This window comes from Pseudomonas xionganensis, from assembly GCF_009763245.1.
GTDB lineage: Bacteria > Pseudomonadota > Gammaproteobacteria > Pseudomonadales > Pseudomonadaceae > Aquipseudomonas > Aquipseudomonas xionganensis.
Genome location: NZ_WKJZ01000003.1, coordinates 51,983 through 72,053, shown reverse-complemented (window position 1 = coordinate 72,053; position 20,071 = coordinate 51,983). Strand labels below are relative to the sequence as shown.

General features: G+C 62.7%; 15 protein-coding genes. 8 read left to right on the top strand and 7 right to left on the bottom strand.

Going from position 1 to position 20,071, the window contains the following annotated elements; genetic code table 11:
* Positions 1 to 44: 44 nt before the first annotated feature.
* The 8 genes from rimP (at position 45) to GJV18_RS15165 (ending at position 10,373) form a co-directional block, all read left to right on the top strand.
* A complete protein-coding gene (rimP, locus tag GJV18_RS15200) occupies positions 45 to 503 on the top strand; it encodes a ribosome maturation factor RimP (protein ID WP_160347114.1) in 459 nt (152 codons plus the stop codon).
* An 85-nt stretch (positions 504 to 588) separates the two neighbouring features.
* A complete protein-coding gene (gene nusA / locus GJV18_RS15195) occupies positions 589 to 2,070 on the top strand; it encodes a transcription termination factor NusA (protein ID WP_160347112.1) in 1,482 nt (493 codons plus the stop codon).
* Between the two features lie 27 nt (positions 2,071 to 2,097).
* Positions 2,098 to 4,587 carry a translation initiation factor IF-2 gene (gene infB, locus GJV18_RS15190; protein ID WP_160347110.1) on the top strand — a complete coding sequence of 830 codons (2,490 nt, stop codon included), beginning with the start codon at positions 2,098 to 2,100 and terminating at the stop codon, positions 4,585 to 4,587.
* A 119-nt stretch (positions 4,588 to 4,706) separates the two neighbouring features.
* Positions 4,707 to 5,114: a 30S ribosome-binding factor RbfA gene (gene rbfA, locus GJV18_RS15185; RefSeq protein WP_160347108.1), complete on the top strand. Its 408-nt coding sequence runs from the start codon at positions 4,707 to 4,709 to the stop codon at positions 5,112 to 5,114.
* Between the two features lie 4 nt (positions 5,115 to 5,118).
* Positions 5,119 to 6,039: a tRNA pseudouridine(55) synthase TruB gene (gene truB / locus GJV18_RS15180; protein WP_160347106.1), complete on the top strand. Its 921-nt coding sequence runs from the start codon at positions 5,119 to 5,121 to the stop codon at positions 6,037 to 6,039.
* A gap of 180 nt (positions 6,040 to 6,219) precedes the next feature.
* Positions 6,220 to 6,489, top strand: a complete 270-nt coding sequence (gene rpsO, locus GJV18_RS15175; protein ID WP_160347104.1) for a 30S ribosomal protein S15 — start codon at positions 6,220 to 6,222, stop codon at positions 6,487 to 6,489.
* A 207-nt stretch (positions 6,490 to 6,696) separates the two neighbouring features.
* Positions 6,697 to 8,802, top strand: a complete 2,106-nt coding sequence (gene pnp / locus GJV18_RS15170; protein ID WP_160347102.1) for a polyribonucleotide nucleotidyltransferase — start codon at positions 6,697 to 6,699, stop codon at positions 8,800 to 8,802.
* Positions 8,803 to 8,957: 155 nt separating this feature from the next.
* A complete protein-coding gene (locus GJV18_RS15165; RefSeq protein ID WP_160347100.1) occupies positions 8,958 to 10,373 on the top strand; it encodes a hypothetical protein in 1,416 nt (471 codons plus the stop codon).
* Between the two features lie 9 nt (positions 10,374 to 10,382).
* Here GJV18_RS15165 and GJV18_RS15160 read toward each other — a convergent pair whose 3' ends face one another.
* From GJV18_RS15160 to acs, 7 genes are all read right to left on the bottom strand, one after another.
* Complete coding sequence (locus tag GJV18_RS15160; RefSeq protein WP_160347098.1) at positions 10,383 to 11,837, bottom strand: rhomboid family intramembrane serine protease; 1,455 nt, start codon at positions 11,835 to 11,837, stop codon at positions 10,383 to 10,385.
* Between the two features lie 55 nt (positions 11,838 to 11,892).
* The gene (locus tag GJV18_RS15155; protein WP_160347096.1) at positions 11,893 to 12,192 is read right to left on the bottom strand and encodes a DUF2845 domain-containing protein; all 300 of its coding nucleotides are present in this window, start codon (positions 12,190 to 12,192) and stop codon (positions 11,893 to 11,895) included.
* 11 nt (positions 12,193 to 12,203) lie between these two features.
* Positions 12,204 to 12,503, bottom strand: a complete 300-nt coding sequence (locus GJV18_RS15150) for a DUF2845 domain-containing protein (RefSeq protein ID WP_407692366.1) — start codon at positions 12,501 to 12,503, stop codon at positions 12,204 to 12,206.
* Between the two features lie 2 nt (positions 12,504 to 12,505).
* On the bottom strand, positions 12,506 to 15,430 hold the full coding sequence (locus GJV18_RS15145; protein ID WP_160347092.1) for a DUF748 domain-containing protein: 2,925 nt from the start codon (positions 15,428 to 15,430) through the stop codon (positions 12,506 to 12,508).
* 88 nt (positions 15,431 to 15,518) lie between these two features.
* Entirely contained in the window at positions 15,519 to 16,535 is a 1,017-nt protein-coding gene (locus tag GJV18_RS15140; protein ID WP_160347090.1) for a class I SAM-dependent rRNA methyltransferase, read from the bottom strand.
* A gap of 151 nt (positions 16,536 to 16,686) precedes the next feature.
* On the bottom strand, positions 16,687 to 17,868 hold the full coding sequence (locus GJV18_RS15135; RefSeq protein ID WP_160347088.1) for an acetyl-CoA C-acetyltransferase: 1,182 nt from the start codon (positions 17,866 to 17,868) through the stop codon (positions 16,687 to 16,689).
* Between the two features lie 186 nt (positions 17,869 to 18,054).
* Positions 18,055 to 19,992 (bottom strand): acetate--CoA ligase, encoded by a 1,938-nt coding sequence (acs, locus tag GJV18_RS15130; RefSeq protein WP_160347086.1) that lies wholly within the window; start codon positions 19,990 to 19,992, stop codon positions 18,055 to 18,057.
* Between the last annotated feature and the right edge of the window lie 79 nt (positions 19,993 to 20,071).

Sequence of the window (20,071 nt, the reverse complement as noted above, 5' to 3'; positions counted from 1 at the left end):
GTTTCGCCCATTTTTTATTTCTACAGCATGCGCGAGGGGTTCAGGTGTCGAGCAAGCTAGAACAGTTGCAGGCCTTGGTGGCCCCGGTAGTTGAGGCGCTTGGCTATCAATGCTGGGGTATTGAGTTCCTGTCGCAGGGGCGGCATTCGCTGCTGCGCGTATATATCGACAAGGCGGATGGCATCCTGATCGACGACTGCGAGATTGTCAGTAGACAACTCAGTGGTGTGCTCGATGTCGAGGATCCCATCACCTCGGAATACACCCTGGAGGTGTCTTCCCCGGGCATGGATCGGCCGCTGTTCACTCTTGAGCAGTTTGCCAGCCATGCCGGTGAGCAAGTGAAAATCAAGCTGCGCTCGCCTTTTGAAGGACGACGCAACTTTCAGGGCCTTCTACGTGGTGTAGAAGAACAGGATGTGGTGGTTCAGGAGGGTGACCACGAATTCCTCTTGCCGATCGATTCGATCGACAAGGCCAATATCATCCCCAGGTTTGATTGAAACGCGTAATCCGCGCTAGCTGCATGGATTGCGCAGCTAGCGCGGATTGCGCGGATCCAATGGATTGCGAAAGGCGAGGCGTACGATGAGCAAAGAAGTACTGCTGGTTGTTGAGTCGGTGTCCAATGAAAAGGGCGTACCGGCAAGTGTGATTTTTGAAGCGCTGGAACTGGCCCTGGCCACCGCCACCAAGAAGCGTTTCGAGGACGAAGTGGAACTGCGCGTGGCGATCAATCGCCAGAACGGCAGCTATGAAACCTTCCGCTGCTGGACAGTGGTGGACGAGGCCGATTTCGACGATCCGGCCCACCAGGTTACCGTCGATATGCCGCGCGCCGTCGAGGCCAATGCCAAGGTCGGTGACGTGCTGGAAGAGAAGATCGAGTCCATCGAGTTCGGTCGTATCGCCGCGCAAACCGCCAAACAGGTGATCGTGCAGAAGGTGCGCGAGGCCGAGCGGGCGCAGATCGTCGATGCCTACCGCGAGCGCCTGGGCGAGATCATCTCCGGTACCGTGAAGAAAGTCACCCGCGACAGCGTGATCGTCGACCTGGGCAACAACGCCGAAGCCCTGCTGGCCCGCGAAGACATCATTTCCCGCGAAACCTTCCGCGTGGGCGTGCGTCTGCGCGCCCTGCTCAAGGAAATTCGCACCGAGAACCGCGGCCCGCAACTGATCCTGTCGCGTACCGCGCCGGAAATGCTGATCGAGCTGTTCCGTATCGAAGTACCGGAAATCGCCGAAGGCCTGATCGAAGTCATGGGCGCCTCGCGCGATCCGGGCTCGCGCGCCAAGCTGGCAGTGCGCTCGAAAGACAAGCGCATTGATCCGCAGGGTGCCTGTATCGGCATGCGCGGTTCCCGTGTGCAGGCCGTCTCCGGTGAGCTGGCGGGTGAGCGTGTGGACATCGTGCTGTGGGATGAGAATCCGGCACAGTTCGTGATCAACGCCATGTCGCCGGCCGAAGTGGCCGCCATCATCGTCGACGAAGATGCCCATGCCATGGACATCGCCGTGGGCGAAGACAACCTGGCCCAGGCCATTGGCCGTGGTGGTCAGAACGTGCGCCTGGCCAGCCAGCTGACGGGCTGGACCCTGAACGTCATGTCCGAAGCCGATATTCAGGCCAAGCAACAGGCCGAGACTGGCGACATCCTGCAGAGCTTTATCGACGAGCTGGAAGTCGACGAGGAACTGGCCCAGGTGCTGGTCGAAGAGGGCTTTACCAGCCTCGAAGAGATTGCCTACGTACCGATGGAAGAGATGCTCAGCATCGATGGTTTTGACGAAGATATCGTCACCGAGCTGCGTGCTCGGGCCAAAGATCGCCTGCTGACCAAAGCCATCGCCAACGAGGAAAAGCTGGCAGATGCCCACCCGGCCGAAGACCTGCTCTCACTTGAGGGTATGGACAAGACGCTTGCGCATGAACTGGCAGTGCGCGGCGTGATTAACCGCGAAGACCTGGCCGAGCAGTCGATTGACGACCTGCTCGACATCGACGGTATCGACGCTGAGCGTGCCGGCAAGTTGATCATGGCCGCCCGAGCCCATTGGTTCGAGTAAGTAGTTGCGGCCTGAGGAGAGGAATGCATGACGCAAGTCACGGTGAAAGAACTGGCCCAAGTGGTCAATACGCCGGTTGAACGCCTGCTGCAGCAAATGAGTGAGGCAGGTTTGCCGCACAAGAGTGCCGAGCAAGCCGTAACCGACAGTGAGAAACAGGCCCTGTTGGCCTATCTCAAGAGCAGCCACGGCGACAAGGTGGAAGAGCCGCGCAAGATTACCTTGCAGCGCAAGACCACCAGTACCCTGCGGGTGGCTGGTAGCAAGACCATCAGCGTCGAAGTGCGCAAGAAGAAGACCTTCGTCAAGCGCAGCGCTGAAGAAATCGAAGCCGAGAAGCAGCGCGAGCTGGCCGAGCAGCAAGCTGCTGCCGAAGCCGCACGCCTGAAGGCGGAAGAGGAAGCCAAGCGCAAGGCCGAGGAAGCGGCCAAGCAGCAGCCTGCTGCCGAGTCGGCTGCACCTGCCGCGCCTGCGCCGGCCTCTGTGGATCTGGCGCCGGTCGTCGATATCCCGGTGGTAGCGCCTGTTGAAGAGCGCAAGAAGGATGAGCTGCGCCGTCCGGACAAGGCCCGCAACGACGACGACCGTCGTGGCGAGCGCAAGGTTACCCAGCACCGTCCGACCGTTAAAGAGAAGGTGCCGGCCCCCCGTGTGGCGCCGCGTACCATCGACGAAGAGAGCGATGGTTTCCGCCGCGGTGGGCGTGGCAAGTCCAAGCTGAAGAAGCGCAATCAGCATGGCTTCCAGAGCCCGACCGGTCCGGTGGTGCGTGAAGTGGCCATTGGCGAGACCATCACCGTGGGCGAACTGTCCCAGCAGATGTCGGTCAAGGCGGCTGAAGTCATCAAGTTCATGTTCAAGATGGGCACCCCGGTGACCATCAACCAGGTGCTGGACCAGGAAACTGCCCAGCTGATCGCCGAAGAGCTGGGCCACAAGGTCACGCTGGTCAGCGACAACGCCCTGGAAGAGCAGCTGGCCGAGTCCCTGAAGTTCGAAGGCGAGGCGGTATCCCGTGCGCCGGTGGTGACCGTCATGGGTCACGTCGACCATGGTAAGACTTCGCTGCTCGACTATATCCGTCGCGCCAAGGTAGCTGCCGGCGAAGCCGGTGGTATCACCCAGCACATCGGCGCCTACCACGTGGAAACCGACCGCGGCATGGTCACCTTCCTCGACACTCCGGGCCACGCTGCGTTTACCGCCATGCGTGCCCGTGGTGCCCAGGCCACCGATATCGTGATTCTGGTGGTGGCCGCCGATGACGGCGTTATGCCGCAGACCCAGGAAGCCGTGCAGCATGCGAAAGCCGCTGGCGTGCCGATCGTGGTCGCGATCAACAAGATGGACAAGCCGGAAGCCAATCCGGACAACATCAAAAACGGCCTGGCCGCGCTGGATGTGATCCCGGAAGAGTGGGGCGGCGACGCACCCTATGTGCCGGTTTCCGCCAAGGCGGGTACCGGCGTCGACGAGCTGCTCGAAGCCGTACTGCTGCAGGCCGAAGTGCTGGAACTGAAGGCCGTGCCTTCGGCGCCGGGCCGCGGTGTTGTGGTCGAGTCCCGTCTGGACAAGGGCCGTGGCCCGGTGGCTACCGTACTGGTTCAGGACGGGACCCTGCGTCAGGGCGATATGGCCCTGGTGGGTTCCAACTACGGCCGCATCCGCGCCATGCTCGACGAGAACGGCAAGCCGATCAAGGAAGCCGGTCCGTCGATTCCGGTGGAAATCCTCGGTCTGGATGGCACCCCGGAAGCCGGCGACGAGCTGACTGTGGTCGCCGACGAGCGCAAGGCGCGTGAAGTGGCGCTGTTCCGTCAGGGCAAGTTCCGCGAGGTCAAGCTGGCCCGCGCCCATGCCGGCAAGCTGGAAAACATCTTCGAAAGCATGGGCCAGGAAGAGAAGAAGACCCTCAACATCGTGATCAAGGCTGACGTACGCGGCTCCCTTGAAGCGCTGCAGGGCTCGCTCAGTGGCCTGGGCAACGATGAAGTGCAGGTGCGTGTGGTAGCGGGCGGCGTCGGTGGTATCACCGAGTCCGACGCCAACCTGGCCCTGGCCTCCAATGCCGTGCTGTTCGGCTTCAACGTGCGTGCCGATGCCGGTGCACGGAAGATCGTCGAGCAGGAAAGCCTGGATATGCGTTACTACAACGTGATCTACGACATCATCGAAGACGTCAAGAAAGCCCTGACCGGTATGCTCGGCAGCGATGTACGGGAGAACATCCTGGGTATCGCGGAAGTGCGTGATGTGTTCCGTTCGCCGAAGTTCGGTGCAATCGCCGGTTGTATGGTGGTTGAAGGGACTGTTTACCGTAACCGCCCGATCCGCGTACTGCGCGACGACGTGGTGATCTTCGAAGGCGAACTGGAGTCCCTGCGCCGCTTCAAGGACGACATGTCCGAGGTGCGTGCCGGCATGGAGTGCGGTATCGGCGTGAAGAGCTACAACGACGTCAAGCCTGGCGACAAGATCGAAGTGTACGAGAAGGTCCAGGTGGCTCGCAGCCTGTAACAGGCCTGTATCGCGAGTTGCAATATGCAGCGCCCGGCCCCGTCTAGACGTGGCCGGGCGTTTGCCGCTTTTGAGCCCGATGCCCGCCAAGGCCTCGCGGCGAGTGAAAGGTAGTTGAAATGGCCAAAGAATTTAGCCGTGCCCAGCGTATCGGTGACCAGATCCAGCGGGAACTGGCACAACTGATCCGCATGGAAATCAAGGATCCGCGCCTGGGTGGTCTGGTCACTGTGACCGCCGTCGAGGTCAGCCGTGACGCCAGTCATGCCAAGGTGTTCGTCACCTTTATGGGTGCTGAGCCCATCGATGGCGTGGACAGCGTGGCGCAAAGCCTCAAGGTGCTCAACGACGCCAGTGGCTTTTTGCGCATGCAGCTGGGCCGCGCCATGAAGCTGCGCAGCGTACCCAACCTGCGCTTCCATTACGACGAAAGCGTGATCCGCGGGGCTGAGCTGTCGGCCCTGATCGAGCGCGCCGTCAGCGAAGACCGCCTGCATGGCGACGACGTTACCGAGGCCAAGGAGTAAAGCCGTGGCCCAGGTCAAACGTATCCGTCGCCAGGTCAATGGCATCATCCTGCTCGACAAGCCCAAGGGCTTCAGTTCCAACGCCGCCTTGCAGAAGGTGCGCTGGCTGCTCAACGCCGAGAAGGCCGGCCACACCGGCAGCCTCGACCCTCTGGCCACCGGCGTGCTGCCGCTGTGCTTCGGCGAGGCGACCAAGTTCTCCCAGTACCTGCTGGATGCCGACAAGGGCTATGAGACCCTGATGCAGCTGGGGGTGACCACCAGCACCGGCGATGCCGAAGGCGAAGTGCTGGAGCGTCGCGAGGTGACCGTTGGTCGTGTCGATATCGAAGCGCTGTTGCCGCGTTTTCGCGGTGAAATCAGCCAGATACCGCCGATGTACTCGGCCCTCAAGCGTGACGGGCAGCCCCTTTATAAGCTGGCCCGTGCCGGTGAAGTGGTGGAGCGCGAGCCGCGTTCTGTTACTATTGCGCGCTTGGAATTACTCGCCTGCGAAGGTGATCAGGCGCGACTGGCCGTGGACTGCAGCAAAGGCACCTATATCCGTACCCTGGTGGAGGATATTGGCCAGCTGCTCGGCTGTGGTGCCCATGTCGCGGAACTGCGCCGTACCAAGGCCGGGCCCTTCGATCTGAGCCGCACCGTGACGCTCGAAGAGCTGGAACGGGTGCATGGCGAAGGCGGCAATGAAGCGGTTGATCAGTTTCTGCAGCCGGTCGATAGCGGCCTGCAACACTGGCCACTGCTGCAGTTTTCCGAGCACAGTGCGTTCTACTGGTTGCAAGGGCAGCCGGTGCGCGCACCGGAAGCGCCGAAGTTCGGCATGGTGCGGGTACAGGATCACAATGGCCGCTTTATCGGTATCGGTGAAGTGAGCGAAGACGGGCGCATTGCGCCGCGTCGATTGATTTCGACCAAGGCCTAGCCTGGGTCGCAAGCAAATGCGGTCAGATGACCGTAGCGCGGGTTGGGGTTTTGGCTCCGCCCTGCGTGTATCGAGGGTGGCTGTTAATAGGCACGGTCATACCTCCTTTTAAAACACGGGAAGCGATTCCCGGCCTATTGCGACTGTTTCGGCAGTTGCCTAACTGAGAGGATTGCCCATATGGCACTCAGCGCTGTAGAAAAAGCCCAGATCGTTAACGATTACAAGCAAGCTGAAGGCGACACCGGTAGCCCGGAAGTGCAGGTAGCCCTGCTGTCCGCCAACATCAACAAGCTGCAAGGCCACTTCAAGGCCAACGGCAAAGACCACCACAGCCGTCGTGGTCTGATCCGCATGGTTAACCAGCGCCGCAAGCTGCTGGACTACCTGAAGGGTAAGGACGCCAATCGTTACAGCACCCTGATCGGTCGCCTGGGTCTGCGTCGCTAAGCAATGCTTATGCGTAGCTGACTGCCGAAGCTGGAAGTGGGGCCTGCCCCGCTTCCAGCTTTTGCTTTTCTGCTTTGGCTGTTTTGGACGATAGCGGGTCCGATTCCCGTAACCGCCCACTCATTCTGCAAGACCCCTGTGTTCGCATGTCGAGCCAGGGTTGTAAGAACCGCTTTCCCCAAGGGCAACAAAGAGAAGGAAAACACCGTGAACCCGGTAATCAAGAAGTTCCAGTTCGGTCAGTCGACCGTTACCCTCGAAACGGGCCGTATCGCCCGCCAGGCCTCCGGCGCCGTGCTGGTCACCGTCGATAACGACGTGACCGTGCTGGTGGCCGTCACCGGCGCCAAGAGTGCCGATCCGAGCAAAGGCTTTTTCCCGCTGTCGGTGCACTACCAGGAAAAAACCTACGCAGCCGGCAAGATCCCCGGTGGCTTCTTCAAGCGTGAAGCGCGTCCGAGCGAGAAAGAGACCCTGACCTCGCGTCTGATCGACCGCCCGATCCGCCCGCTGTTCCCGGAAGGCTTCCAGAACGAAGTGCAGGTGATCTGCACCGTGGTCTCCACCAGCAAGAAGACCGATCCGGACATCGCCGCGATGATCGGCACCTCGGCCGCCCTGGCCATCTCCGGCATCCCGTTCGACGGCCCGATCGGCGCCGCCCGTGTGGCCTTCCACCCGGAAACCGGCTACCTGCTGAACCCGACCTACGAGCAGCTCAAGGCCTCCAGCCTGGACATGGTCGTGGCCGGCACCAAGGATGCCGTGCTGATGGTCGAGTCGGAAGCCAAGGAGCTGACCGAAGACCAGATGCTGGGCGCCGTGCTGTTCGCCCATGACGAATTCCAGTCGGTGATCAAGGCCGTGGAAGAGCTCGCCGCCGAAGCCGGCAAGCCGCGTTGGGACTGGACTGCCCCGCAGGCCAACACCGCGCTGCTGGACGCCATCCGCAGCGAATTCGGCGAGGCCATTTCCCAGGCCTACACCATCACCATCAAGCAGGACCGCTATGCGCGCCTGGGCGAGCTGAAAGACCAGGTGGTGGCCAAGTTCTCCGGCGAAGAAGGCCAGCCTTCTGCCGGTGAAGTGAAGGATGCCTTCGGCGAAATCGAATACCGCACCGTGCGCGAGAACATCGTCAACGGCAAACCGCGTATCGACGGCCGTGACACCCGCACCGTACGTGGCCTGAACATCGAAGTCGGGGTACTGGACAAGACCCACGGTTCGGCGCTTTTCACCCGTGGCGAAACCCAGGCCCTGGTGGTTGCCACCCTCGGTACCGCCCGTGACGCGCAGCTGCTCGACACCCTGGAAGGCGAGAAGAAAGACCCCTTTATGCTGCACTACAACTTCCCGCCGTACTCGGTGGGCGAGTGTGGTCGCATGGGCGCCACCGGTCGCCGCGAAATCGGTCACGGTCGCCTGGCCCGTCGTGGCGTAGCCGCCATGCTGCCGAGCGCCGACGAATTCCCGTACACCATCCGTGTGGTGTCGGAAATCACCGAATCCAACGGTTCGTCCTCCATGGCCTCGGTCTGCGGTGCTTCCCTGGCCCTGATGGACGCCGGTGTGCCGATGAAGGCGCCGGTGGCCGGTATCGCCATGGGCCTGGTCAAGGAAGGTGACAAGTTCGCCGTACTGACCGACATCCTCGGCGACGAAGACCACCTGGGCGACATGGACTTCAAGGTAGCCGGTACCGCCAAGGGCGTGACCGCACTGCAGATGGACATCAAGATCCAGGGCATCACCGAAGAAATCATGGAGCAGGCCCTGGAGCAGGCGCTGGAAGCGCGTCTGAACATCCTCGGCCAGATGAACCAGGTGATTGCCCAGTCGCGCAGCGAGCTGTCGGCCAACGCGCCGACCATGCTGGCAATGAAGATCGACCAGGACAAGATCCGCGACGTGATCGGCAAGGGCGGCGCCACCATCCGCGCCATCTGCGAAGAAACCAAGGCTTCGATCGATATCGAAGACGACGGCTCGATCAAGATATTCGGCGAAACCAAGGAAGCGGCCGAGGCTGCCAAGCAGCGCGTACTGGCCATCACTGCGGAAGCCGAGATCGGCAAGATCTACGTCGGCAAGGTTGAGCGCATCGTTGACTTCGGTGCCTTCGTCAACATCCTGCCGGGCAAGGACGGCCTGGTGCACATCTCCATGCTCAGCGATCAGCGCGTGGAGAAGGTCACCGACGTGCTCAAGGAAGGTCAGGAAGTGAAGGTGTTGGTACTGGACGTGGATAACCGCGGCCGTATCAAGCTGTCCATCAAGGACGTGGCTGCCGCCGAGGCTTCGGGGGTGTAAACTTCCCCCGTCTCGCGGTACACAAGAAGAGGGCCTCGATGGCCCTCTTTTTTTATGGCCTGCGATCCCAGGCGGCCACCCTTCGGGCCGTCGCTGCGCGACGTTGAAAATCGCTCCCGGCGATTGTTGATGCCGTCTTTTAGGAAGCCCAGCTTATGGACAAGACCCTCTGCCGTTACCATCCGGCGCAACCCGCCACCTGGCAGTGCCTGCCGTGCGAGCGCAGCTTCGGCGACTGCTGTATCCCCCTGAATGCCGATGCCCCGGACGAGTTGCCGGTCTGCCCGTTGTGCAATGTGCAGCTGCAGTTCCTTGGCGCGGCCAACACGGCCCAGCCGTTCTGGGAGCGGATTCCCAGCTTCTTTCTCTATGGGCTGCAGGGCGGCCCCATGACCTTTGCCGTACTGCTGGCCCTGGCCAGCCTGTTTATGCCGCAGTCGCTGATCCTCTGGGGCTGCCTGTTCAGCGTGGCGACCAAGTATTTTCACAGCGTGATCGAGGCCAGCTGCCAGGCCGGCAGCCAGGCCCCCAGCCTGCTCAGCGCCTTCAGCCCTGAGGGCTTCAGCCTGTTCTTTCGCCAGCTGGTGGTGTTCGCCATTGCTTTTGGCGCACTGTGGCTGGCGGCGGACTTCAACAGCGAAGCGCTTTACTGGGCGGTGACCCTGGGCATCCTCCTGGCCATGCCGGCCAGCATTATCCGCCTGGCTCTGGACAAGGAGCTGGGTGCGGCCCTGAGTCCCGATCAGGTGGGCCAGGTGATGCGCGCCATGGGCTGGCGCTACCTGATTCTCTGCGCCTTTCTGTTTATCCTCTGGCAGTCGCCGGGCTGGGTGACCCATATGCTTTCCAGCGGCCTGCCCCGGGTGGTGCTGGTGCCGATTGCGGCCTTTCTGTTCGCCTATTTCGGCGTGGTGATGTGCGCCATGATGGGCTATGCGGTGTTCCAGTATCAGGGCGCCCTGGGTTATGTGATCGCCGATGAGAATGGCCAGGCCTCTTATCCGACGGCTGAATATCAGCGCCGTCGCGCCCTGGCCCAGGCCGAGATCCGCCTCAAGGAGGGCCAGAGTGGCCAGGCCCTGGAAACCCTGGCTGCAGCCCTTGAACGTAATGATCACGACATCAGGCTCAATGAACGCTTCCACCAGCTGCTGTTCGGCCTGCGTGAGCGCAGCCGTTGTCTGCGTCATCTGAGCCACTACCTGCCCCTGGCCGCACGCTTGAATCCATCTCTGGCCGCAACGGCGCTGCTCAATGCCCGTCAGCTACAGGCCGATTATCTGCCCGAGGACGCCCAGGTCTGCGAAGTGGTGGCCGAGGCCCTGCTGCAGCGCCACAAGACCCGCGAGGCCCTGAGCCTGTTGCGCAATCTGCACCAGCGCTTTCCCAGCTATCCGCATATTCCCCGGGCCTATCTGCTGGCGGCCCGGGGTTTTGCCGAGGGCCTGGGGCAGGTCGAGCCGGCGCAGAAGCTGCTGACCTTTATCCTGACCCGTTACCCGCAGTCGCCGCTGCTGGTTGAGGTCCGGGCGCTGCAGACGACCTTGGCCAAGCTCACCACTCAGGCCTGAGCGGCCGCCTTAGCGCTGCAGATGCTGGCGGTAGAGGCTTAGCTGGCGGGTCTGCTCGGCCATGGGGTAGGCCTCGCCGAGGAAGTGGGCCAGTTCAGCCAGGCCGCGAAAGTCGCCCTGTTTGCCCAGCAACTTGGCCAGCTGCAGGGTCAGGGCTGGCAGCTTCTCCGGGCGCTGAGCACCCTGGCTCAGGCGTCGCCAGGCACCCAGGGCCAGTTGGTTGTCGTGCCCACTGAGCAGGCGCTGCAACAGGTGCAGTTGCACGCCGGGGTGACGCAGCAGGCCATGCTGCGGGTTGCCGCTATCCTCGGCCAGGCGCTGCAGCAGGGCCTGGCTGGGGGCGTCCTCGGGGAGCTTGAGCAGCTGTTGCAGCACGCTGCTGAGCAGCGCCCGATCCTTGCGGTTCAGGGCCAGGGGATAGAGGCGTTCCAGCAGCGGCGCACGCCCCGGGTAGCGGCCGAGCATGGCCAGGCCGCGTTGGGCTGCCTGCTCCAGGGCGAAGCTGCCGATCTGCTGATCCAGGCTGGCCAACTCGCGCTTGAAATCGGCGTCCGGGTCCTCTTTGTGCAGATAGGCTTCGTCGACCTTCAGCTGGTTGGTCTGGCGTGGCAGCCAGACGCAGGCGAATCCGGCCAGCAGCCCGCCCAGGTGGGCGTAGTAGTTGACGTTGTCATTGGCCAGCAGCAAGCCGTATAGCTCTTTGCCCAACCACACCGGCAGGATCCACAGGGCCGGGGCGCGGAAGTAACCAAACAGCGGGCCTAGCCAGTAGAAGAAGTTGATCCGGCGTAGGCCGTAGACCCCGAGGTACATGCCCATCAACCCGGAAATCGCACCTGAGGCGCCCACTCCGGCGATCCAGGCCGGATCCATGATCCACCACAACAGATGCGATGACACCCCACTGAGCAGGTACAGCCCCAGGTAGACCCAGCGTCCCAGGGCGATTTCCAGGGCGAAGCCAAAGATAAACAGGAACAGCATGTTGCCGGCCAGGTGGCCGAAGTCACCATGCAGGAACATGGCGCCAAACAGGCCTTCAAGGCTGAACTTGGCGGGGATAAAGCCGAACCGCATGATGCTGATGCGATCGCGCGCGGCTTCTGCTTTCTGTCGCGCCTGCTGCCAGGTCGGGTCGCTCAGATAGTCGGGGTGGTGATGCAGGTTGTGCTCGAACTGCAGGTCGAACAATACCAACCTGGCCAGATCGCGGCGGCGCATGGCGTCCAGCTGTTCGCGCGTCTCCTCGTCCAGTTCATGGCGCTCGGTAAAGGCCGGTATAAACAGGGCGCGCTCGCGGTTGAGCAGGCCGCCATCGAGGTAGAGTTTGACCGCTTGTTCTTCCCGAGTCTGATCGCCGCCCTGATAGCCGAAGTAGATCAGCACATTGAGCAGGATCAGCAGCAGGGTGATAACGGGTGGTTTTTTCCAGTCCAGAGGGTGTTCGGCGGGGATGATCAGCATCGACGACCTTTCCTTGGTGGCAGGCCGGCGAGGCTAGCAGGCGCCAGCGGCTTTGTCAGTTACCGCGTTTGCTGTCGATCTTGATCAGGCGGTTGGCCTCGAACCGCAGGAAGTGGTACATGCCGTTGCGTGGGCCATAGGTCCATTCCTCCACCGCCACTTCATGGCGGTAGCCATAGATATCCAGGCGCTCACGGTAGCCGAGAAAGTCCCGGCTGATGGGCTCGCCGCATTTGTGCAGTACTGTACTGCTGGCGTCATTCGTACTGATGAGCTGACTGCCGCAGCGCAGGGTCGATGAAGCCTGTGCAGTCAAGGGCACCAGCAGAAGCAGGCCGAGGATCAGGGCTTTCATGGAATGACCTATCAGCGGCTACGCTGCCGCTCGATCTGACTCAGGCGATTACCCTCAAAGGTGAGGATGCTGAGCATGCCGTTATCAGGGCCATAGACCCACTCTTCGACGCTGTATTCGCGGCGTTCATTTTTACTCAAGCTGTAACCGACCAGGTCACGGTAGGCGGGTTCGCCACACTTTTGCAGCACCTCAAAACGGCGATCACCGATGCTCACCAGCTGGCTGCCACAGCGCAGGGTTTCAGCCAGAGCTACAAGGGGGCTGCCAATTAGCATGAGGATTAGCAAGCCTTTGATCAGGGTTTTCATGGTCATTCACTGTCCAGGTGCAGGGCGCTGAGTACGCTGCCGTCGGCTTGTGCCTCAGTCAGTTTGACATCCAGCAGATAGATGCGTTCGCCCGCCAGCCCGCCGCGGTCCACCAGATAGTCCTTGATGCTGGCAGCGCGAGCCTGGGCCAGCTGACGCTGCAGCAAGCTGCTCTGGGCCCAGGACTGCAGCACGGCAGCGCGCAGTTGAGCACTGCGCTGCTCATCGTCCAGCTCACGCCATTCGGGCGGCGGTTGCTGCTTCAGGCGTGCGCGGTAAATCCCTTCCAGCAGTGCGCCCTGTTCGTCTTCCGGTACGACCAGCAGGCTGGTATCGGCGGGCACGCTCTCGCCACGGCGTTGCAGAATCCGTTGCCAGGTATTCTGGAATTCGCGCTGTAGGCGCTGTTCGGCCAGTAATGGCCCATCGCTGTCGGCGCTGACACCTTCCACTTCAAGGCGCAGAGCCGGGCGTTCCTTGAGGGCATTGGCCAGAATATCCAGGGTGCTTTGGGCGCTGGCCTCCAGTTCGCTGCTGCCGGCGGCAAAGGGCACGTTGCTCAGGTCGACATCGCTACCGCCACTGACTAGTCCGCCGATAAATTTGAATGGGGCCTGGGCGGCGCGCAGTACCAGATTGCGCAGGGTCTGCCAGACGATGGGCATCACGCTGAACTCGGGGTTGTTGAGGTCGCCCTTGACTGGCAGGTTGATGGCGATTTTACCCTCGGTGTCCTTGAGCAGGGCGACCGCCAAACGTATCGGCAGGTCCACGGCATTGGGGCTGTCGACCTTTTCGCCCAGCTGCAGCTGCTCCACCACCACGCTGTTTTCTGCGTTGAGCTGGCCTTTGCTGATGCGGTAATGCAGGTCGAGGTTGAGCCGGCCCTTGCGGATGCGAAAGCCGGCGAACTTGCCGGAGTAGGGGGTCAGGGTGGTCAGCTCGACCTGTTTGAACAGGGTGTGAATGTCCAGGCTGTCCAGTGGGTCGAAGGGGTTGAGCTGGCCCTTGATGCTGACGGGCGCATAGCGGTCCACCTTGCCGGTGATATCCACGCCTGCAGGTTTCTGGGTCTGGCTGTCGAGGGTGCCGATGCGGCCGTTCATCTGCTGGATGGCGGTGGCAAAGTTGGGTGTCAGGCTGAAGTCGGCGAAATTCGCCGAGCCGTCCTTGAAGGCAATCTCGCCGATGTTGATGGCCAGGGGTGGGGCGGCCGGTGTTGTGTTGTCTGTGGCAGGCGGTTGGGGGATCAGCAGTTCGCTGAGGTTGGTGCTGAGGTCTTCATTGATGATAAAGCGCGCATAGGGTTGGCTGAGCAGTACCTTGTCGATCTGCAGGCGTTCCCCATGCCGGTAGTTCAGGCCCTGCAGGTCGAGTTGCTGCCAACGCAGCAGATCACGCTGCTTGAGGGTGTCCAGGCTGTGCAGCTGACTGATCTGGGCGCTGCCGGCGATGGACAGGGCCAGCGGCTCGGTGCTGTTCAGCTCGACCGCCAGATCGCTGCCGAGCAGGCCGCTGCGCAACTCGACCTGCACGAAGGGGCTGAGGTAGGCCTGGGCCAGACGCAGGTCGATATCGCGGCTGACGACCTTGAGATTGGCCGTAGTGGGGCTGAGCTGTACCTGGCCAGTGGCCTGCACCTGGCCGCTTTTGCCCACACCTGTGTCCAGCTTGAGGCTGAAGGGGCGGGTGCCGAGGCTGTCGAAGTCCTGCAGGTCGAGGTTCAGCGGGCCCAGTTCCAGGGCCACATCCTGCTCGGGGAGCTGGTCGGCCAGGTGCAGGCGGTAGTCGCGCAGTTGCACATCACGCAGCAGCACCTGCCAGGGTTTGCCGGCGGCTGTCGCTGGGTCACTGGCTGGCTCCGCTGGCAACTCGACGCCGTCTGGCGCTGTGGCGGGGGCGTTCGTGGCCGGGCTGGCGGGGGCGCTGGCCAGCAGCTTCTGCCAGTTCAGTTGGCCATCGGACTCGCGGCTGGCCCAGGCGTGTAGCTGCTGGCTGCGCACCTTGCCGATCACAACCTGCTGCTTGAGTAGATCCAGGCTGCTTTCGCTGACCTCCAGGCTGGCCAGTTTGACCAGCGGTTGCCCGGCGCTGTCGTTGATGGCGAACGGCGCCAGCTGCAGTTGCAGGTTATCCAGTTGTACCTGGGTACTCTCGGTCAGGCTGAGTTGGTAGTCGCTGCTGAACGTGAAGGCGCCCTCCTGCAAGGTCAGGGGCAGTGCGTCGCGTACATAGGGCCAGATGGCCTTGAGCTGACCGTCGCTGACTTTCAAGGTGCCGCTGGAACTCAGGGGCACCAGGCTGAGGTTACCGCTCCAGTCGATGCGTCCGCCTCCAGGGCCTGTGGCCGCAAGTGTCAGCTCGGCATTGTCCTCAGGCAGGGTGCTGAGGTTGAACAGCTCGATATTCAGGTCGTCATAGAGAAATTCGATGGCTTCGCTGGGGCGCAGATCCTGAAAATGCAGGTTGCCCTGGCTCAGGGCAATTCGCCCGATACGCAAGGGAAACGGCTCGCTGTTTGCTGTCTCGTGTTCTGCTTGATCGCTGGCGGGCAGCTTGAACAGTTGCGTCAGGTTGAGGCGGCCCTGCTTGTCGAATAGCAGCTGACTATTGGGTTTGTCCAGTTCGATGGCGGCCAGGTGCAGGGCGCCGCCCCACAGGCTGTCCAGTTGCAGGTTGGTGTACAGGCGCTGAAAGCCCAGCTGTTCCTCGCCCGGCGCGCCGATGCTCAGGCCCCAGGCGCTGAGCTCCAGGCTGAAGGGGTTGAGCTGCAGGCGTTGCAGGCTGGCCGGCACAGTGGCGTACTGGGCCAGTTGCTGGTTGGCGATGCGCAGGGCGATGCCCGGCAGAATCAGAAAGCCCAGCAGGCTGTAGAGGGTGAGGGCGATAAGCAGGGCGCTGACGGCGCGGGTTAGTCCTTTAAGCATGGAGAGTGCATCTGTGCCGACCAAAGGTGCCTTGGAGTATGGCACGTCGGTGCAGTTCCGCAGAGGCTGGATTTTTCCCGTAAAGGCTCTAGAACTGCAGGATCAGGGTCTTGAGCGGTGGTTGGCCATCGCTGGAGGGAAAGTCCGCAGCCGGGGCCAGCACCTGGCAATCACGCACCGGGCGACCGAGCTTGTCGGCGCAGCGCAGCACCTGTTCACGCCAGTCGTCCATCGCCACTTTTGCCAGGTTGTTGCAGCAGATCAGCACGCCATCCACGGCGGTGGCTAGGATGGCCGGTTTGAGCAGGCTCTGGTAGTCGCGCAGCAGGTCGACGGTGCCAAAGGCGCTCTTGGCCCAGGCCGGCGGGTCGAGAAACACCCGATCAAACTGGCGTTGTTCAAGGCGCGGATAGTGCGGCAGTTTCTGTCCGCAGCGGGCATTGATCGGCAGCCCGGCCAGCTGACGAATCGCCGGAAAATAATCCGACTGGATAAACTGCATGGCCGGCAGTTCGGGATTGAGCGCGCCGTTCTCGCGGCCCACCGCCAGGTTTCCTTCGGCGAAATCGAGGTTGACCACCTCATTCGCACCGCCCGCCGCAGCACTCAGGCCGACGCCACAGGTGTAGGCGAACAGGTTGAGCACGGATTTGCCGGTGCTATGGGCCTTGACCCAGCTGCGGGCGTTGCGCAGGTCGAGAAACAGCAGCGGGTCCTGCCCGGCATGGCGGCCGCGCACCCGGTAGTTGAGTCCCCATTCCCGACCAATCTGGTCGCTCAGGGCTGCGGCATCGGCCTGGTAGACGGCATCGCTGCGATCGATCCGCGAGTTGCCCTGAGCGCGGTCGTTGTAGACCAGTTGCAGCGCTGTACCCAAAGCCTGCTCGCACTGGGCTGCCAGTGGCAGCAGCTGCTCGCGGCTCAGGCTCTGATGGAAGCTCTGTACCAGCAGTTGTGGGCCGTAGCGATCCAGGGTCAGGCCGCCGGCACCTTCCTGGCTGCCATGGAACAGGCGGTAGCAGTCGGTGCCCTGGCTGTGCAGTTCGGCGAGCAGAGGTTCACGGTGAGTCAGGGCGGCGCGCAGCGCCTGGTCAAGAGCAGGCATGCGCGGCATCTCGGAGTAAGGAAAGGCCGGCAGTTTAGCAAGAAAAACGCCGGCACTTGGCCGGCGTTGTGTCGGTGAACTGGATCGGGTGGATGTCGCTGTTTACATCCACCACGGCGGTGGATCGGTGAAGCGTGATCCACCCTACAACTCAGTCCCGCTCAATGGCCAGGGCCACGCCCTGACCGCCGCCGATGCACAGGGTGGCCAGGCCCTTCTTGGCGTCGCGTTTGATCATTTCGTGCAGCAGGGTCACCAGTACGCGGCAGCCGGAACCGCCGATGGGGTGGCCGAGGGCAATGGCGCCGCCGTTGACGTTGACCTTGCTGGCGTCCCAGTTCAGTTCCTTGCCCACGGCCAGGGCCTGGGCGGCGAAGGCTTCGTTGGCTTCGATCAGGTCCAGCTCACTCAGCTGCCAGCCGGCCTTGGCCAGGCAGCGCTGGGTGGCGCCGACCGGGCCGATGCCCATGATCGCCGGATCGACCCCGGCATTGGCGTAGCTGGCGATGCGGGCCAGTACCGGCAGGCCCAGGGCCTTGGCCTTATCGGCGCTCATCAGCAGCACGGCGGCGGCGCCATCGTTAAGGCTGGAGGCGTTGCCGGCAGTGACGCTGCCGTCCTTCTTGAATGCCGGTTTCAGCTTGCCCAGGGACTCGGCGGTGGTGCCGGCGCGGGGTTGCTCGTCAGTGGCGAAGGCAATCGGGTCGCCCTTGCGCTGGGGAATCAGGATCGGGGTGATTTCGTCAGCAAAGCGCCCGGCTTCGATGGCGGCCACGGCTTTCTGCTGCGAGGCCGCGGCGAAGGCGTCCTGTGCTTCACGGCTGATGCCGTACTTGTCCACTAGGTTCTCGGCGGTGATGCCCATGTGGTAGTCGTTGAAGGCATCCCACAGACCATCGGTGATCATGCTGTCGATCAGCTTGGCGTGGCCCATGCGCAGGCCGGTGCGGGCGCCGGGCATCACGTAGGGGGCCAGGCTCATGTTCTCCATGCCGCCGGCGATGATCGCCTCGGCATCGCCACAGCGAATGGCCTGGGCGCCCAGATGCAGGGCCTTGAGGCCCGAGCCGCAGACCTTGTTCAGGGTCAGGGCCGGTACCGCATGGGGCAGGCCGGCGAGGATGGCGGCCTGGCGCGCCGGGTTCTGCCCGCTGCCTGCGGTGAGCACCTGGCCGAGAATCACTTCGTCGACCTGGGCGCCATCCAGGTTGGTTTGTTCCAGCAGGCGACGGATCACGGCAGCGCCCAGCTCCGGTGCCGGAATATTGGCCAGAGAGCCCTGGAAGCTGCCGATGGCGGTACGGGTGGCGGCGACTATGACGACGTCTTGCATCTAGCGATCCTCATCTGGGCGCGGCGGGCCGCGAAAGGGCGCTATGTTGGCACAGAGGCTTTGTCTGCGGCCAGCCTGCGAACCGGTTGGTCAGCGCGTAGGGTGGATGACGCTTTTTTCATCCACCACAGCGATCATCAGGGCGGGGTAGGCTTCCAACTAACCCGCCCTATGACCTGCAGCCGCCTAGCGATTAAGGCGCTGCCCAATCAGCCCATCCACCACGCTGGGGTCGGCCAGGGTCGAGGTGTCGCCCATATTGTCCAGCTCGTTGCAGGCGATCTTGCGCAGGATACGGCGCATGATCTTGCCCGAGCGGGTCTTGGGCAGGCCCGGGGCCCACTGGATCAGCTCCGGCTTGGCGAAGCTGCCGATTTCCTTGCCGACCAGGGCCAGTAGCTCCTGGGTCAGTTCGTCGCTGGGCTCGCTGCCTTTCATCAGGGTGACGTAGGCGTAGATGCCCTGGCCCTTGACGTCATGGGGGTAGCCGACCACCGCCGCTTCGGCCACCGCATCGTGCAGCACCAGGGCGCTTTCCACCTCGGCGGTGCCGATACGGTGGCCGGAGACGTTGATCACGTCATCCACCCGCCCGGTGATCCAGTAGTAGCCGTCCTCGTCGCGTCGCGCGCCGTCGCCGCTGAAGTAGTAGCCAGGGTAGGGTTTGAGATAGGTGTCGATCATGCGCTGGTGGTCGCCGTAGACGCTGCGGATCTGGCTTGGCCAGCTGTCCTTGATGGCCAGCACACCGGCCCCGGGTCCGTCGATCTCCTTGCCCTGTTCATCCAGCAGCACCGGCTGTACGCCAAAGAATGGCCGGGTCGCCGAGCCGGGCTTGAGGTCGGTGGCGCCGGGCAGCGGAGTGATCAGGATGGCGCCGGTTTCGGTTTGCCACCAGGTGTCGACGATGGGGCAGCGGCGCTCGCCGACCACATTGAAGTACCACTCCCAGGCTTCCGGGTTGATCGGCTCGCCCACCGAGCCGAGCAGGCGCAGGCTGGCCCGTGAGGTGGTTTTGACCGGGCCTTCGCCTTCACGCATCAGGGCGCGCAGGGCGGTGGGGGCGGTGTAGAAGATATTCACCTGATGCTTGTCGATCACCTGCCAGAAGCGCGAGGCGTCCGGGTAGTTGGGCACGCCTTCGAATACAAGGCTGGTGGCGCCGTTGGCCAGCGGCCCGTAGACGATATAGCTGTGCCCGGTGACCCAGCCGACGTCGGCGGTGCACCAGTAGATATCGCCTTCGTGGTAGTCGAACACGTACTTGTGGGTCATGGCCGCCATCAGCAAATAGCCGCCGGTGCTGTGCAGCACGCCTTTGGGTTTGCCGGTGGAACCCGAGGTATAGAGGATAAACAGCGGGTCCTCGGCCTCCATGGGTTCGGCCGGGCAATCGCTGGATGCCTCGCTCAGGGCCTTGTGGTACCAGATATCGCGGCCTTCCACCCAGTCGATCTCGCCCTGGGTGCGCTCCACTACCACCACGGTGCTGACGTCCGGGCAGCTCTGCAGTGCCTTGTCGACATTGGCCTTGAGCGCCACGTACTTGCCGCCGCGCACGCCTTCATCGGCGGTGATTACTGTGCGGCAGTCGGCATCGAGGATGCGGTCGCGCAGGGCGTCCGGGGAGAAGCCGCCGAACACTACCGAATGCACCGCACCAATGCGTGCGCAGGCGAGCATGGCGTAGGTGGCTTCGGGGATCATCGGCATATAGATGCACACCCGGTCGCCCTTCTTCACCCCACGGCTTTTCAGCACGTTAGCCAGGCGGCAGACGTGGCTGTGCAGCTTGTTGTAGGTGATGTTGGCCGATTCGCTGGGGTTGTCGCCTTCCCAGATCAGGGCGATCTGCTCGCCGCGCTGTTCAAGATGGCGGTCGATGCAGTTGTAGCTGACATTCAGTTGCCCGCCCTTGAACCAGCTGCCCGCACCGCTGAGCAGATCACCCTGCTGCACGCTGTCCCAGGGCTTGAACCAGTGCAGGAAGGCCTGGGCCTGTTCGCTCCAGAAGCGCTCCGGTTGCTCGATGGATTGCTGGTACAGGCGCAGGTAGTCGTCGTTATCCAGGTGGGCGTGCTGGCGCACGGCATCGGTCACGGGGTGGCGGGTGATCTCGAACATGGCGGGTCCTTGTTGTTGTGTTCCGCGATGCCCATAAGGGTGGACCAAGCAGGTGCTTGGTTCAAGCCCGGATCCGCTT

What these genes read in the sequence shown, in the direction of transcription:
- rpsO (WP_160347104.1), top strand. Translation starts at nt 6,220, where the DNA reads ATGGCACTCAGCGCTGTAGAAAAAGCCCAGATCGTTAACGATTACAAG.
- GJV18_RS15150 (WP_407692366.1), bottom strand. Translation starts at nt 12,503, where the DNA reads ATGAAAACCCTGATCAAAGGCTTGCTAATCCTCATGCTAATTGGCAGC.
- nusA (WP_160347112.1), top strand. Translation starts at nt 589, where the DNA reads ATGAGCAAAGAAGTACTGCTGGTTGTTGAGTCGGTGTCCAATGAAAAG.
- GJV18_RS15155 (WP_160347096.1), bottom strand. Translation starts at nt 12,192, where the DNA reads ATGAAAGCCCTGATCCTCGGCCTGCTTCTGCTGGTGCCCTTGACTGCA.
- GJV18_RS15135 (WP_160347088.1), bottom strand. Translation starts at nt 17,868, where the DNA reads ATGCAAGACGTCGTCATAGTCGCCGCCACCCGTACCGCCATCGGCAGC.
- GJV18_RS15140 (WP_160347090.1), bottom strand. Translation starts at nt 16,535, where the DNA reads ATGCCTGCTCTTGACCAGGCGCTGCGCGCCGCCCTGACTCACCGTGAA.
- infB (WP_160347110.1), top strand. Translation starts at nt 2,098, where the DNA reads ATGACGCAAGTCACGGTGAAAGAACTGGCCCAAGTGGTCAATACGCCG.
- GJV18_RS15160 (WP_160347098.1), bottom strand. Translation starts at nt 11,837, where the DNA reads ATGCTGATCATCCCCGCCGAACACCCTCTGGACTGGAAAAAACCACCC.
- GJV18_RS15145 (WP_160347092.1), bottom strand. Translation starts at nt 15,430, where the DNA reads ATGCTTAAAGGACTAACCCGCGCCGTCAGCGCCCTGCTTATCGCCCTC.
- rbfA (WP_160347108.1), top strand. Translation starts at nt 4,707, where the DNA reads ATGGCCAAAGAATTTAGCCGTGCCCAGCGTATCGGTGACCAGATCCAG.
- GJV18_RS15165 (WP_160347100.1), top strand. Translation starts at nt 8,958, where the DNA reads ATGGACAAGACCCTCTGCCGTTACCATCCGGCGCAACCCGCCACCTGG.
- acs (WP_160347086.1), bottom strand. Translation starts at nt 19,992, where the DNA reads ATGTTCGAGATCACCCGCCACCCCGTGACCGATGCCGTGCGCCAGCAC.